11 protein-coding genes are annotated in these 14165 nt (G+C 62.3%); 2 read left to right on the forward strand and 9 right to left on the reverse strand.

Features of this window, described 5'->3' with window-relative positions; all coding sequences use genetic code 11:
- On the forward strand, positions 1-973 hold a 973-nt coding region (gene cobJ / locus HX869_RS14880; RefSeq protein WP_178903271.1), incomplete at its 5' end, for a precorrin-3B C(17)-methyltransferase.
- A gap of 302 nt (positions 974-1275) precedes the next feature.
- Positions 1276-2067 (forward strand): hypothetical protein, encoded by a 792-nt coding sequence (locus HX869_RS14885; protein ID WP_102606174.1) that lies wholly within the window; start codon positions 1276-1278, stop codon positions 2065-2067.
- A 1-nt stretch (position 2068) separates the two neighbouring features.
- Here HX869_RS14885 and HX869_RS14890 read toward each other — a convergent pair whose 3' ends face one another.
- From HX869_RS14890 to accC, 9 genes are all read right to left on the reverse strand, one after another.
- A complete protein-coding gene (locus HX869_RS14890; RefSeq protein ID WP_003217330.1) occupies positions 2069-2665 on the reverse strand; it encodes a MarC family protein in 597 nt (198 codons plus the stop codon).
- A 163-nt stretch (positions 2666-2828) separates the two neighbouring features.
- Positions 2829-5603: a hybrid sensor histidine kinase/response regulator gene (locus tag HX869_RS14895; protein ID WP_003217328.1), complete on the reverse strand. Its 2775-nt coding sequence runs from the start codon at positions 5601-5603 to the stop codon at positions 2829-2831.
- Positions 5604-5705: 102 nt separating this feature from the next.
- On the reverse strand, positions 5706-6998 hold the full coding sequence (gene purD, locus HX869_RS14900; protein WP_003217326.1) for a phosphoribosylamine--glycine ligase: 1293 nt from the start codon (positions 6996-6998) through the stop codon (positions 5706-5708).
- Positions 6999-7136: 138 nt separating this feature from the next.
- Positions 7137-8744 carry a bifunctional phosphoribosylaminoimidazolecarboxamide formyltransferase/IMP cyclohydrolase gene (purH, locus tag HX869_RS14905; protein ID WP_178903272.1) on the reverse strand — a complete coding sequence of 536 codons (1608 nt, stop codon included), beginning with the start codon at positions 8742-8744 and terminating at the stop codon, positions 7137-7139.
- A gap of 81 nt (positions 8745-8825) precedes the next feature.
- A complete protein-coding gene (gene fis / locus HX869_RS14910; RefSeq protein WP_003186237.1) occupies positions 8826-9146 on the reverse strand; it encodes a DNA-binding transcriptional regulator Fis in 321 nt (106 codons plus the stop codon).
- On the reverse strand, positions 9143-10156 hold the full coding sequence (gene dusB, locus HX869_RS14915) for a tRNA dihydrouridine synthase DusB (RefSeq protein ID WP_003217321.1): 1014 nt from the start codon (positions 10154-10156) through the stop codon (positions 9143-9145). The genes fis and dusB overlap by 4 nt, the downstream gene beginning before the upstream one ends.
- 185 nt (positions 10157-10341) lie before the next feature.
- Entirely contained in the window at positions 10342-11604 is a 1263-nt protein-coding gene (locus tag HX869_RS14920) for a DUF3426 domain-containing protein (RefSeq protein ID WP_178903273.1), read from the reverse strand.
- A 30-nt stretch (positions 11605-11634) separates the two neighbouring features.
- On the reverse strand, positions 11635-12513 hold the full coding sequence (gene prmA / locus HX869_RS14925) for a 50S ribosomal protein L11 methyltransferase (protein WP_003217316.1): 879 nt from the start codon (positions 12511-12513) through the stop codon (positions 11635-11637).
- 288 nt (positions 12514-12801) lie between these two features.
- Positions 12802-14163, reverse strand: a complete 1362-nt coding sequence (gene accC / locus HX869_RS14930; RefSeq protein ID WP_003217312.1) for an acetyl-CoA carboxylase biotin carboxylase subunit — start codon at positions 14161-14163, stop codon at positions 12802-12804.
- Positions 14164-14165: the final 2 nt, after the last annotated feature.

Raw genomic sequence — 14165 nt, forward strand, 5'->3', positions numbered from 1 at the left:
TGCGGCGTTGCAGGATGCCGGGCTCGCCGTGCAGTCCCTGGCTTGCCTGCTGGCGGCTGAAACGGAGATGGCCGATTCGTCATTGCACGAAGCGGCGTTGGAGCTGGGCGTGCCATTGCGCTTCGCCGATCTGGCGCCTCAGGCGGACATCGCGATCACGGTGGCCGAGGCTCCTCTGGACCCGTCCCTGATCGGTCGTCCCCGTGGCCGCCTCGCGGTGATCGGTCTGGGCCCCGGCGCTGCCGAACTGATGGTACCGGCAGTAAAAGCCGAGCTGGCCCGCTGCACCGACGTGCTGGGTTACGAAACCTATGTGCGCATGGCCGGGCCGTTCCGCGCGGACCAGATCCAGCATTGCACCGACAATCGCGAAGAGATGCAGCGCGCGCGTCATGCCTTTGAGCTGGCGGCGCAGGGGCGTTCGGTGGTGGTGGTGTCTTCGGGTGACCCCGGTGTATTTGCCATGGCCGCTGCGGTGATCGAAGCCTTGCACGAGTCCGGCGACCCGGCCTGGCATCAGGTCGACCTGGAGATTTTGCCGGGCGTGTCGGCATCCCTCGCCACGGCGGCCCAGGCAGGTGCACCGCTGGGGCATGACTTCTGTGTGATGTCACTGTCGGACAACCTCAAACCCTGGTCGATCATCGAGAAGCGCCTGGACCTGGCGTCCCAGGCCGACCTGGCGCTGGCGTTCTATAACCCGATTTCCCGTGCGCGGCCCTGGCAGTTGGGACGCGCCCTGGAAATCGTCGCGCAGCACCGCACGCCTGAAACACCGGTGGTATTGGGCCGTGACATCGGTCGCCCGGGCCAGACCCTGCGAGTCACCACCCTGGGGCAACTGACGCCGGAGCAGGTGGACATGCGCACCATGGTGCTGATCGGTTCGTCCACCACCTGCGTCTTTGCGCGGGCAGGTGGTGGCGAGTGGGTCTACACGCCACGTTGGTACGGCGAGAAACCCGCCTCCTGAAAACAACGGCGGCCCCGCCATGGGGCCGCCTTGAAACGTCAGTCATTGATGCCGGAAAGGTCTGCTTGCCGAGGTTTTTTTGCATCGGCTCAAGTCATACCTTTCTCTACGGCTTGAAGAAAAGCACGGCGCTTTTGTGTGCCGCCGCCTCATCCCCAGCGTTTACTCAGCTGCGCCGCCTGCAGTGATTTTTCCTGCGGGTCGTGGCGCGTCCCGTGGTCAATTTCCAGCAGCTCAAAATCCCCGGCAAGTCGACTAGTGTTGGCGTTGAGCCCCATGTTGGGGGTTATGGAGAAATGGCTATGGAGCGAAACAACAAACGGATCAACAGCGCAAAAAGGAGGAAGCTGATTGCCGCTTACCGGCTTCCGGGCGCGCCCGGCCTGGCGTCGGGGTTGAGCGCGCCGGTGAAGCCCGAGGCGGATGATGAGCTGGACGCGGCGGTGGTGAACAACAGCGTCATGTCGTTTGTGCAAGGCATGACCAGCCTCAACAAGGAGTACACCCGCAAAAGCTATTTGCTGGCGAGCAGCTACGTCAGCGATGTGCTGCGGGTCGCCCGGGGCACAGAGGCCTGGTACAACGAATTCATCAAGGTCATGAGCAGCCTCGGCTGGATGCCGGTCAGGAGCAGTTTCGAGCGGGTGTACACCTCTCGCAAGGGGCTGTCGGTACAGCTGGCGGCGCTGAACCTGATGGCGGCCACCGTGGCCTCGACGTTTCTGTCGGGGCCGCTGATCAGTGTATTGCCCAAACGGGTGGCGGAGGCGGTTGAAGCCTTGAAGCAGCTCCCGGCCTCATTTGAGTTATTCAAGCGAAATACCACCACGCGTGACGGTGGCGATTTCGGCTTGGCGTCCTGCTCGGAAATCGCCGGGGAAGTTTCGATGGTGCTGGTGACGTACAGCTCCCACGGCGTCAGCAAGCAACTGGGCATACCGTTTCTGGAGTGGGACAGTGCATCCGTCGAGGCCTTCAGTGGCCGCACGTGCCTGGTGCTGAACAGCTCGGTGGTCAACGAAGACACGATTCAACTGCTGCGGGACAGCGCAGGGGACAAGGTCCGCCTGGCTATCGCCAACTACAGGATTTGATCTACGGCACCAGGTAACCGCGTACACCGGTGAAGATGATTTGTGCGGCCAGGGCGCACACGAACAGCCCCATCAACCGGCTGACAATCTGCAAGCCCTGGTCGCCGAGGATGCGTTCGATACGGTTGGACAGGTACAGCACCACGCCCACCGTCAGGCTGGCCAGGGCGATACTGAGGATCGCGGTAATCTTGTCGTCCCAGTGCGGCTGGCTGACGCCCATCACCAGCAGCGCACCGATGGTGCCGGGGCCGACGGTCAGGGGAATGGTCAGCGGCACGATGGTCACGTCCTGCTGCACGTTGTCGGTCTGCACCGCTGACTTGCCCTGGGCCATGCCCAGGGCCGAGATGAACAGCACACTGCCGGCGCCGATGCGGAAGGCGTCGACGGTGATGCCGAACACACTGAAAATCACCCGGCCGAACAGGTAGAGCAACACGCTCGATACCAGGGTGGCGAGGGCCACTTTCCAGGCCAGGCGCCGCCGCTCCTTGCTGGAGTAACCGCGAGTCAGGCTGATAAAGCAGGAGAGCACGAAGAAGGGGCTGTAGAGCACCAGCATCTTCAGGTAAACGCTGAATAGCACATGGAGCATGGGCGCGGCTCGCGGCGGGGACGAGTGGGGAGTCTATCAGGCGCCACGGAACAAATGTGGGAGCTGGCTTGCCTGCGATAGCGGTGTATCAGCCAAAAAATCAGGTGTCTGATGCACCGCTATCGCAGGCAAGCCAGCTCCCACAGGGAGAGCGTATTTCAGGTCAGGTAGGTGCGTGCTCTGGCCGCTGTTGGCGCTGTGCCACCCAGTACTCCACCAGCTCGCGCAATTGCGACAACTCCACCGGCTTGGCCATGTGCCCGTCCATCCCGGCCTGGCGTGCACGCTCTTTATGTTCCGAAAGAATGTGCGCGGTGAGTGCCACGATTGGCGTACGAATCCGCTGGTTGCTGACCTCCCATGCCCGCAGTTGCTGGGTCGCGGAGAAGCCGTCGAGGATCGGCATTTCACAGTCCATCAACACCAGGTCGTAGCGCTGGGCCTTCATTGCCTGCAGGGCTTCTTCGCCGTTGCTGGCGGTGTCCGGCTGCAGGTTGAGCTTGCCGAGCATGCCGCGAATCACCTTGGTGGAGATGCTGTTGTCCTCCGCCACCAGGATCCGGAAGTCACTCGGCACGGTCACCGGGGCCGGCGCGCTGATCGCCGGCTGGCGTGGTTGCACGGAGCCCTTGCTGCGCTGGGTCAATTCATCGGCAAGGGTGGTCTTGAGGGTATAGCCGGCCACGGGTTTGGCGAGGATGCGCTTGATCCCGCAGTTGCGCGCGATGATCTTGCTCGGCGCATTGCTGATGCCGGTGAGCATGATCAGCAGGATGTCGTGGTTCAGGCTCGGGTCTTCCTTGATCTTCGCCGCCAGTTGCATGCCGGTCATGCCGGGCATGTTCTGGTCCAGCAGCACCACGTCGAAATAGTCCCGCAGGTGCGCCTTGGTGCGCAGCAGCGCCAGGGCTTCCTTGCCCGAAGGCACGGCGCTCACGTTCAGGCCCCAGGCCGTGCATTGCTGCACCAGCACTTTGCGGCAGGTGTCGTTGTCGTCCACCACCAGCACGCGCGCGCCCTTGAGCGGGCCGTCGAGGTCGGAGGTCGGGTGCTCCAGGCGTTCCGGGTCCAGCGGCAAGGTCAGCCACAGGGTGCTGCCTTGCTGGCTGCCACTCTTGATGCCGAATTCGCCGTTCATCAACAGGATCAGCTGGCGGGCAATGACCAGGCCCAGATGGCCGCTCAGGCGGGTGGCAGAGAGGAAGTTCTTGCTGTGCAACTCGCTGTGCAGCAGGGCGTCGCGCTCGGCGGGTTCCATCGGCAGGCCGCTGTCTTGCACGGCAATGCGCAGGCGCGGTTTGCTGCTGCGCTCGTCCAGTGCGACGACGATCAGTACTTCGCCTTCATCGGTTTTTTGCAGGGCATTTTCCAGCAGGCTCAACAGTGCCTGGCGCAGCCGCGTCGGGTCGCCGCTGATCACCCGGGGTACCTGGGGCTGGATAAAGCTGATCAGCTCGACGTTCTGCTGCTCGGCCTTGGCGCGGAAAATACTCAGGCAGTCTTCGATCAGCGCGTTGAGGTCGAACTGCACATCGTCCAATTCGATCTGCCCGGATTCCAGCTTGGAGATGTCGAGAATCTCGTTGATCAGGGTGAGCAGTTCGTTGCCGGCGCTGTGGATGGTTTGCACGTAGTCGCGTTGCTTGACTGAAAGCGGGGTGCCCAGCAGCAGTTCGGTCATGCCCAGCACGCCGTTCATGGGGGTGCGGATTTCGTGGCTGATCTTCGCCAGGAATTCGGCCTTGGCGGCGATTTCGGCGTTGCTGGCCGCCAGGTCGCGGCTGAGGCTGAAGTTGTCTTCGGTGATGGCGCGCTGGCGTTCGCCCAGGGCCAGGCTCATCAACAGGCCACTGAGGCAGATAAAGCCGAGCAGGGTGATGATCAAGCCTTGTGGCGGCACCAGCGTCAGGCCCAGCAAGGCCGGGAGAATAATCAGCGTGCCGATGTTGAAGATCACCATCGCCAGCATGAACAGGCGCGCCGGGCGGTAGCCCTTTTGCCAGTGATAGGCCGAGACGAACAACATGCTCAGGCCGGCCAGCGCCACCAGGGCGTAGGTGATGATGTTCAGGGGCAAGGTGTTGACGAACAGCAGCAACAGGCCGGTCAGGACGATCAGCAGGATATCGGCCATCAACAGCTTGTTCAGCGGATGCGGGCCCAGTGGCGCAAAGAAGCGGTAGGCAAACATCAGCCCGCACGGCGCGGTCAGCAGCAGGGCGAGGTAGGCACCGGGGGTTTGTACCGCGTGCCAGTTCGGCAACCACGGGCCCAGCACGTTGAGCAGCAGCGCAAGGCTCAGCAGCAACAGCAATTCGCAGGCGGCGAGCCACAGGCTGCTGCGGGAGCGATGGTAGGCGTAGCGGGTGAGGTTGTGCAGGATCAGCATCACCAGGCAACCGAACAGCAGCCCGTAGATCAGCGTCTGGTTCTGGTTGGCCGCAGCCAGCACGGCCGGCTCAAGGGTGATGTAGGGGCGCAGCTCGTGTTCCGAGACCATGCGCAGGTACACGTCCAGCGGCTTCTGGCTTTGCGGCATCGGCAGCATGAAGTCGCTGCTGGGCAGCGGGCGCTCGGCCTGGGGCTGGCGGGTGCCGGTAGCTTCCTGCTCCACCAGGGTGTCGCCGTCGAGTACATACAGGTTCAGGTGTGACAGGTCAGGGGCGAATACCCGCAGCACTTGCTCGTGTTTGCCGGGTTGCAGCCTGAAGCGTACCCACAACGCACCGTCCGGTTGCGCGGCGGTAATCCGGTCCAGTTCGATGGGGCTGAATTGATTGATGTAGCGGGGCGAGCGGATGTCGCTCAGTTGCAGATCGGCCTGTTCATCAAGCAATACTGCCCAGCCACTGCCTTGTGCGGCGGCCTGGGCCGGGAGCAAGCAGAGCAAGGTCAGCAGACTGACAGTGAAACCTATGGCGATCCTGAGCCAGCGCACGGCGAAATCCCTTCGTAGGTTGATGCATGGGTATAACTATGCGCGGGGCCACAAGCGTAGGGCAAGGGCCGGAGGCCCCTGCCTAACCGAACGGATAGCTGTTTACTGACTTTCGCCACGCTCACGGGCAATGGCGCGGTAGCCAATGTCGGTGCGGTAGAAGCAGCCTTTCCAGTCGATCTTCGCCGCCAGCTTGTAAGCCTGTTGCTGGGCGGCATCTACGCTGCTGCCCATGGCGGTTGCGCACAGTACGCGACCACCGGCGGTGACGACCTTGCCATCCTTGAGCGCGGTGCCCGCGTGGAACACCTTGCCTTCCAGCGTAGCAGCCGCGTCCAGACCTTCAATCACATCGCCCTTGGCGTAGTCGGCCGGGTAGCCGCCGGCGGCCAGCACGATGCCGACGCTCGGGCGCGGGTCCCACTGGGCTTCGACCTTGTCCAGGGCCTGGGCCAGCGCAGCTTCAACCAACAGCACCAGGCTCGATTGCAGGCGCAGCATCACCGGTTGGGTTTCCGGGTCGCCGAAGCGGCAGTTGAACTCGATGACTTTCGGATTGCCGGCCTTGTCGATCATCAAGCCGGCGTACAGGAAACCGGTGTACACATTGCCTTCGTCGGCCATGCCGCGCACGGTTGGCCAGATGACCAGGTCCATCACGCGCTTGTGCACTTCGGCAGTCACTACCGGAGCAGGGGAGTAAGCGCCCATGCCGCCCGTGTTCGGGCCGCTGTCGCCGTCACCCACACGTTTGTGGTCCTGGCTGGTGGCCATCGGCAGTACGTTCTTGCCGTCGACCATCACGATGAAGCTGGCTTCTTCGCCGTCGAGGAACTCTTCGATCACCACGCGCGAACCGGCTTCACCGAAAGCGTTGCCGGCGAGCATGTCGCGCACGGCGTCTTCGGCTTCAGCCAGGGTCATTGCGACGATCACGCCTTTACCGGCGGCCAGGCCGTCGGCCTTGATCACGATCGGTGCACCGACTTCACGCAGGTAGGCCAGGGCCGGCTCGATCTCGGTGAAGTTCTGGTAGTCGGCGGTCGGGATCTTGTGGCGCGCCAGGAAATCCTTGGTGAAGGCTTTCGAGCCTTCCAGCTGGGCAGCGCCGGCGGTTGGGCCGAAGCAGTCCAGGCCGCGGCTGCGGAACAGGTCCACAACGCCAGCTACCAAGGGCACTTCCGGGCCGACGATGGTCAGGGAAACGTTTTTCTCGGCAAAGTCCGCCAGTTGCTCAAGGGCCAACACGTCGATGGCGACGTTTTCGCACTTGGCTTCAATGGCGGTACCGGCGTTGCCGGGGGCGACGAAAACTTTCTGGACACGTGGGTCCTGGGCAACTTTCCAGGCCAGGGCGTGTTCACGGCCACCGCTGCCAATGATCAAAACATTCATTTCAAAAACCTCGGATGACGCTGAATTCTGACCGTTCCCACGCTCTGCGTGGGAATGCCTCTTGTGACGCTCTGCGTCAAGCTTTGGGACGCGGAGCGTCCCGGGCTGCATTCCCACGCAGAGCGTGGGAACGAGCAATCAGTGACGGAAGTGGCGCATGCCGGTGAAGACCATGGCAATGCCGGCTTCATCAGCCGCTGCAATCACTTCTGCGTCACGCATCGAGCCGCCCGGTTGGATCACGGCGGTAACACCGGCTTTCGCGGCGTTGTCCAGGCCATCACGGAACGGGAAGAATGCGTCGGACGCCATCACCGAACCGGCGACCTGCAAGCCGGCATGTTCTGCCTTGATCGCAGCGATGCGTGCCGAATTCACGCGGCTCATCTGGCCCGCGCCGACACCGATGGTCTGGCGGTTCTTGGCGTAGACGATGGCGTTGGATTTAACGTACTTGGCGACTTTCCAGGCGAAGATCAGGTCGTTGATTTCCTGTTCGGTCGGGGCGCGCTTGGTCACCACTTTCAGATCGGCGCTGCCGATCATGCCGATGTCGCGGCTCTGTACCAGCAAGCCGCCGTTGACGCGCTTGTAGTCCCAGGCAGCGGCACGCTCGGCCGACCACTCGCCGCACGCCAGCAGGCGCACATTGGCCTTGGCGGCAACGATGGCGCGAGCCTCTTCACTGACGGATGGCGCGATGATCACTTCAACGAACTGACGCTCGACGATCGCCTTGGCGGTCTCGGCGTCCAGCTCACGGTTGAAGGCGATGATGCCGCCGAAGGCCGACTCGGTGTCGGTGGCGTAGGCCAGTTCGTAGGCCTGGCGGATACCGCCTTCAGCGTCCGGGCTCACGGCCACGCCGCACGGGTTGGCGTGCTTGACGATCACGCAGGCTGGCTTGACGAAGCTCTTCACACATTCCAGCGCGGCGTCGGTGTCGGCCACGTTGTTGTACGACAGCTCTTTGCCTTGCAGTTGGGTCGCGGTGGCGATGCCGACTTCAGCAGGCTTGGCCTCAACGTAGAACGCCGCGCTCTGGTGCGGGTTCTCGCCGTAGCGCATTTCCTGGGCCTTGATGAACTGGCTGTTGAAGGTGCGCGGGAACTGGCTGCGACCTTCTGTGCTCAGGGTTTCAGCGGCCTGGTTCACGGTGCCCATGTAGTTGGCGATCATGCCGTCGTAGGCAGCGGTGTGTTCGAAGGCCTTGAGCATCAGGTCGAAGCGCTGGGCGTAGGTCAGGCCGCCGGCTTTCAGGCTTTCCAGTACGTTGGCGTAGTCGCTGGCGTTCACCACGATGGCCACGTCTTTGTGATTCTTGGCTGCCGAGCGAACCATGGTCGGGCCGCCGATATCGATGTTTTCGATGGCGGTCGGCAGGTCGCAGCCTGGCTTGTTGATGGTGGCTTCGAACGGGTACAGGTTAACGGCCACCAGGTCGATCGGCTTGATGCCGTGCTCGCTCATGATGGCGTCGTCGATACCGCGACGACCGAGGATCCCGCCGTGGATTTTCGGGTGCAGGGTCTTGACCCGACCGTCCATCATTTCTGCGAAACCGGTGTAGTCCGCCACTTCCACTGCGGCCACGCCGTTGTCCAGCAGCAGTTTGAAGGTCCCGCCGGTGGAGAGAATCTCCACGCCCAGGGCTTCCAGCTCCCGGGCAAATTCGAGGATCCCGGTCTTGTCGGAGACACTGATCAAGGCACGGCGGATCGGCAGGCGGGTAGTCTGGTCGGTCATTTCAATTTCCATCAAAAGCAAAGGAGTCAGCAAAAAAGGCGTCCGTTTTTACGCGGGCGCCTTTCTGGTTTGATTGAATGCTTACAGCAAATCGTACTGCTTGAGTTTCTTGCGCAGCGTGCCACGGTTCAGACCGAGCAGCTCACTGGCCTTGGTCTGGTTGCCCTTGACGTAGTTCATCACGCTTTCGAGCAACGGCGCTTCGACTTCGGAGAGCACCAGGTTGTACACGTCCGTGACGGCAGCGCCCTCAAGGTGGGCGAAATAATTGTGCAGCGCCTTCTCGACACTCCCGCGAAGGGTCTGGCCTTCTTCGCTCGGCGTGTTGAGGTGCTGTTTCAAATTGACGTTGTCGCTCACGGGTGTTGTTCCACTCACTAAAGTCTCGGTCATCATCGTCATGCGGCCACCCCTTCTCCGTCCCCTGTCACCAGGCTCTTGTAACGCTCGGAGAAGAACTCACGAACGTTGGCGCACTGTGCTTCCGTATCATCCAAACGATTGAAGTGGGCGCGAAACTCCCTGGCGCCCGGCAAGGTTGCGAGATACCAGCCCACATGCTTGCGAGCAATGCGTACTCCCATCACGTCTCCGTAGAAGGCGTGCAGGGCGGCCAGATGCTCTAGCAGAATACGTTCCACCTCGATCAGCTCCGGTGCCGGCAAGGTTTCGCCGGTACGCAGAAAATGCTCGATCTCACGAAAAATCCACGGCCGCCCCTGGGCAGCCCGGCCAATCAACAGGCCATCGGCGCCGGTCGCGTGCAGCACGCGCCGGGCTTTCTCGGCTGAGTCGATGTCGCCGTTGGCAAAGACGGGAATCGACACCGCCTGCTTGATCGCGGCAATGGTGTCGTACTCGGCTTCACCGGTGTAAAGGTCGGCGCGGGTGCGGCCATGCACCGCCAGCGCTGTAATGCCCGCCTGCTCGGCGATCTTCGCCACCGTCAGGCCATTCTTGTTGTCCCGGTCCCAACCGGTGCGGATCTTCAGGGTGACCGGCACATCCACTGCAGCGACAACGGCATGCAGGATCTCGCTCACCAACTGCTCATCCTTCAACAGGGCAGAACCTGCGGCCTTGTTGCAGACCTTCTTGGCCGGGCAACCCATGTTGATATCAATAATCTGCGCCCCCAACTCCACGTTGGCCCGGGCCGCATCCGCCAGCATCTGCGCATCACCGCCGGCGATCTGTACCGAGCGGGGCTCGGGATCACCTTCGTGGATCATGCGCATCCGCGATTTGCGGGTGTTCCACAGGCTCATGTCGCTGGTGACCATTTCCGAGACTACAAGCCCTGCGCCCAAACGCTTGCAAAGCTGACGAAAGGGCTGGTCGGTGACGCCCGCCATCGGGGCGAGGATCAAGCCGTTGTGCAATGTGTATGGGCCGATGCGTACCGCCGACATAGGACTTCCCTGTTGTGGGGCCGGATCATTAGAGTTCGAAAAAGGGTTGGCATGATACCCGCTCTCGATGACTGGATAAAGGCTGAATTGGATAAAATCTGAGCAGTTATTTTCTTATCGCCGCAGGTTTGGTCAAAGGCGATGCAGTCAATAATCTGCCGTCAAGCACCGGCCAGGCAGCCGTTTCACTCGGGGGAGTGGAAGCTCAGGCTGTAATTCACCGCTTTGTTGCCCGGGTCGAGGATGTCCAGGGCAATGTGGATCGGCGTCTGGGAGGGCATCTCGGTCACGCCAGCCAACTCGCCGCTGAGGTATTCGGCGGGTTTGAAGCGACGACTGGCGATCATATTCCCGTTCATGTCGGCAAAGCGTAGCTCCAGCAGCGGGAACGGTTGGGAGAATGTCGCGCGGTTATAGATGATCGCGTCCACCACCAGGGCACCGGCAAACTCCGGGTGGCTGCGCACCACCAGGTTGCTGCTCTTGATGTGGGCGATATCGACCCGGGATGGCACGGTGCAGCCCAGTTTCGGGCACAGTTCCTGGAACCATGGGCGGTAGGCGTCCTGGCGTGCCAGGTCGTCGAATTGGTAGGCGACGTATTGTCCCGCCAGGCCGGCGGCGGCCAGCAGCACCAGCAAGCCCCAGAACAGGCGGCGGCCCCAGCCGGAGGAACGCTTCCGGGAATACAGGTGCAGCGGGTCGTCTTCCAGGTCCGAAAGCAGGTCGTCGTGGGCGCCAGCCTCGGGGCGAGGGCGCTTGCGTTTGGGCTGCGGGCGTTCCGGTTGTTCGGGTTCCGGCTCGTCTGCTACGGCGGTTACCGGTGGGTCGAGTTCGTCATCGGTGGTGCTTGTGTGTAGCGGTGGTTCGTCGTCCGGCTCGACCGCTTCAAACGACATCGACGGTTCGGTGCGCTTGGGTTTGCCTGGGCTTGCCTTGGCCGGTTGCGGTTCCTCGTCGGCCGTTTGCGGGGCTTGGGCCCGTTCATCCCGGGGTTCGCTGAACAGGCTGGAGGCCCATTGCTCTTCCTCGGCCTTGGCCGTATCACGGCTGGCGCTGAGGGCATCTTCCTTTTGCCGACGATCGGCGCCGGGCTGGCGACGGTCGGCACCCACGGGTTGGGTGTGCTGGATCTCGCGGCGTTCCAGCTTGGCCAGTTCTACGTCGAGGTCCAGGTTATCCAGGTCCAGCTCTTCGGCGGTCCATTGCTTCTGGCTGATGGCTCGCGGCGCTTGGGGTGGCGGTTCTACGGCTGCCGGCGGCTCTGCCGCAGGTGGTGCCTGGGGCGCGGGCGCATTGGCGCGCTGCTCCAGCAGTTGGCGAGCGGCATTGAACACTTGCAGGCACGACCCACAGCGCACCACGCCACGGGCCACGCTCAATTGAGCGTGGTTGACGCGAAAGCGTGCTTGGCAGTGTGGGCACTGGGTGACGAAACTGTCGGTCATGCGGCCATCCGATTCATGCAGGCGCTCATTCTAGCGCCGACGACCACTGATGCGTACCCAGCCATCGCGGTTGGCGATCGGATCCAGCTCAAAATCCTGGGCGTAGGCGGCGGCAACGTCTTCGCCCTGTTCGGCGAGGATGCCCGACAGCGCCAGGCGGCCGCCCGGCTTGACCAGGCTCGACAGCTGCGGCGCCAGGGAAACCAGTGGCCCGGCGAGGATATTGGCCACCAGCACGTCGGCCTGCACCTGGGGCAATTGCTCCGGCAGGTACAGCGGGAATTTCTCTTCAGCGATGTTATTGCGCCCGGCGTTATCGCGGGAGGCTTCCAGGGCTTGCACGTCGATATCGGTACCGACCGCTTCCTTGGCGCCCAGCAGCAGGGCAGCGATCGCCAGGATCCCCGAGCCACAGCCGAAGTCCAGCACGTTGCAGTCTTTCAGGTCCTGGCCATCGAGCCATTCCAGGCACAGCGCGGTGGTGGGGTGGGTGCCGGTGCCGAACGCCAGGCCCGGGTCCAGCAGCAGGTTCACGGCGTCTGGCTCGGGGGCGGCATGCCAGCTCGGCACGATCCACAGGCGCTGGCCAAAACGCATTGGTTGGAAGTTGTCCATCCAGCTGCGTTCCCAGTCCTGGTCTTCGATGATTTCGCTGTGATGCTCCGGCAGCGGGCCGCCGGTGAGCAGTTCCATGTGGGCCAGGACGCTGGCGGCATCGGTGCCGTCTTCGAACAGGGCCAGCAGATGGGTGTGGGACCACAGCGGGGTGGTGTTGAGCTCGGGTTCGAAGATCGGCTGGTCTTCGGCGTCCATGAAGGTCACCGACACGGCGCCCACTTCGAGGAACGCGTCTTCGTAGGTTTCGGCTTGTTCTGGGCTGATGGCGAGACGGACTTGCAGCCAAGGCATGGCGGGCACCTTTGAAAAAATGAGTGTGCAGCGGGGTAGGGCTGCGAAAGACGCGCAAGTTTACGCGAGCGAACAGCAGAAGACGACTGTACTGCTGGTGTACACAGAACAAAATGTGGGAGCGGGCTTGCTCGCGAATGCGGTGTGTCAGTAATGGATGTGTTGACTGGCACACCGCATTCGCGAGCAAGCCCGCTCCCACAAGGGGAATGTATCCATCCAGAAAAATCGGGTGGGCAGAAACAACAAAACCGCCCGAAGGCGGCTTTGTTGGGTGGAGCACTTCGCTTACTGATTAGCCAGCTTGTGTTCCAGGTAGTGAATGTTCACACCACCTTCGCAGAAGCCTTCATCGCGAACCAGGTCCCGATGCAGCGGGATGTTGGTCTTGATGCCGTCTACCACGATTTCGTCCAGGGCATTACGCATACGGGCCATGGCCTCGTCGCGGGTGGCGCCCCAGGTGATCAGCTTGCCGATCAGCGAGTCGTAGTTGGACGGAACCTTGTAGCCGCTGTACAGGTGCGAATCCACACGTACGCCGTTGCCGCCGGGCGCGTGGAAATGCTTGACCAGGCCAGGGCTTGGGATAAAGGTTTTCGGGTCTTCGGCGTTGATCCGGCACTCCAGGGAGTGGCCGTGGATCTTCACATCATCCTGGGTAAACGACAGCTTGTTGCCAGCGGCGATGCTCAGCATCTCCTTGACGATGTCGATACCGGTGACCATCTCCGAAACCGGATGCTCTACCTGCACACGAGTGTTCATCTCGATGAAGTAGAAACGGCCGTTCTCGTACAGGAACTCGAAAGTGCCCGCGCCACGGTAGTTGATGTCGATGCACGCCTTGACGCAGCGAGCCAGTACTTCCTGGCGAGCTGTTTCGTCCAGGCCCGGTGCCGGCGCCTCTTCCAGTACCTTCTGGTGACGGCGTTGCAGCGAGCAATCGCGGTCGCCCAGATGGATGGCGTGGCCCTGGCCGTCGGACAGTACCTGTACTTCCACGTGACGTGGGTTGGTCAGGTACTTTTCCAGGTAGACCATCGGGTTGCCGAACCAGGCGGCAGCTTCCGAGCGAGTCTGCTTGGCGGCTTCGATCAGTTCTTCTTCCTTGTGCACCACGCGCATGCCGCGACCACCACCGCCACCGGCGGCCTTGATGATCACCGGGTAACCGACTTCGCGACCAATGCGCAGGGCGGTTGCCTCGTCTTCAGGCAGCGGGCCGTCGGAACCTGGAACGGTAGGTACGCCGGCCGCGATCATGGCGTCCTTGGCCGATACCTTGTCGCCCATCAGGCGAATGGTTTCGGCTTTCGGGCCGATGAAGGCAAACCCGGATTTCTCCACCTGTTCGGCGAAATCGGCGTTTTCCGCGAGGAAGCCGTAGCCGGGGTGGATGCCATCAGCGCCGGTCACTTCAGCGGCGGCGATGATGTTCGAGACTTTCAGGTACGAGTTCGTGGCCAGTGGTGGGCCGATGCAGATGCTTTCGTCCGCCAGTTTCACGTGCATCAATTCGGTATCGGCCGTCGAGTAAACAGCGACGGTCTTGATGCCCTCTTCCTTACAGGCGCGCAGGATACGCAGCGCGATCTCGCCGCGGTTGGCGATCAGGACTTTTTGCAGTTTCTTCGCAGGTTTCAACATCG

The organism is Pseudomonas sp. P7779, assembly GCF_013386315.1.
Classification (GTDB): domain Bacteria; phylum Pseudomonadota; class Gammaproteobacteria; order Pseudomonadales; family Pseudomonadaceae; genus Aquipseudomonas.

Excerpts from the sequence above, each read along its gene's own strand:
- accC (WP_003217312.1), bottom strand. The coding sequence starts at position 14,163 with ATGTTGAAACCTGCGAAGAAACTGCAAAAAGTCCTGATCGCCAACCGC.
- HX869_RS14890 (WP_003217330.1), bottom strand. The coding sequence starts at position 2,665 with ATGCTCCATGTGCTATTCAGCGTTTACCTGAAGATGCTGGTGCTCTAC.
- purH (WP_178903272.1), bottom strand. The coding sequence starts at position 8,744 with ATGACCGACCAGACTACCCGCCTGCCGATCCGCCGTGCCTTGATCAGT.
- prmA (WP_003217316.1), bottom strand. The coding sequence starts at position 12,513 with ATGCCTTGGCTGCAAGTCCGTCTCGCCATCAGCCCAGAACAAGCCGAA.
- dusB (WP_003217321.1), bottom strand. The coding sequence starts at position 10,156 with ATGTCGGCGGTACGCATCGGCCCATACACATTGCACAACGGCTTGATC.
- purD (WP_003217326.1), bottom strand. The coding sequence starts at position 6,998 with ATGAATGTTTTGATCATTGGCAGCGGTGGCCGTGAACACGCCCTGGCC.
- HX869_RS14920 (WP_178903273.1), bottom strand. The coding sequence starts at position 11,604 with ATGACCGACAGTTTCGTCACCCAGTGCCCACACTGCCAAGCACGCTTT.
- HX869_RS14885 (WP_102606174.1), top strand. The coding sequence starts at position 1,276 with ATGGAGCGAAACAACAAACGGATCAACAGCGCAAAAAGGAGGAAGCTG.
- fis (WP_003186237.1), bottom strand. The coding sequence starts at position 9,146 with ATGACGATGATGACCGAGACTTTAGTGAGTGGAACAACACCCGTGAGC.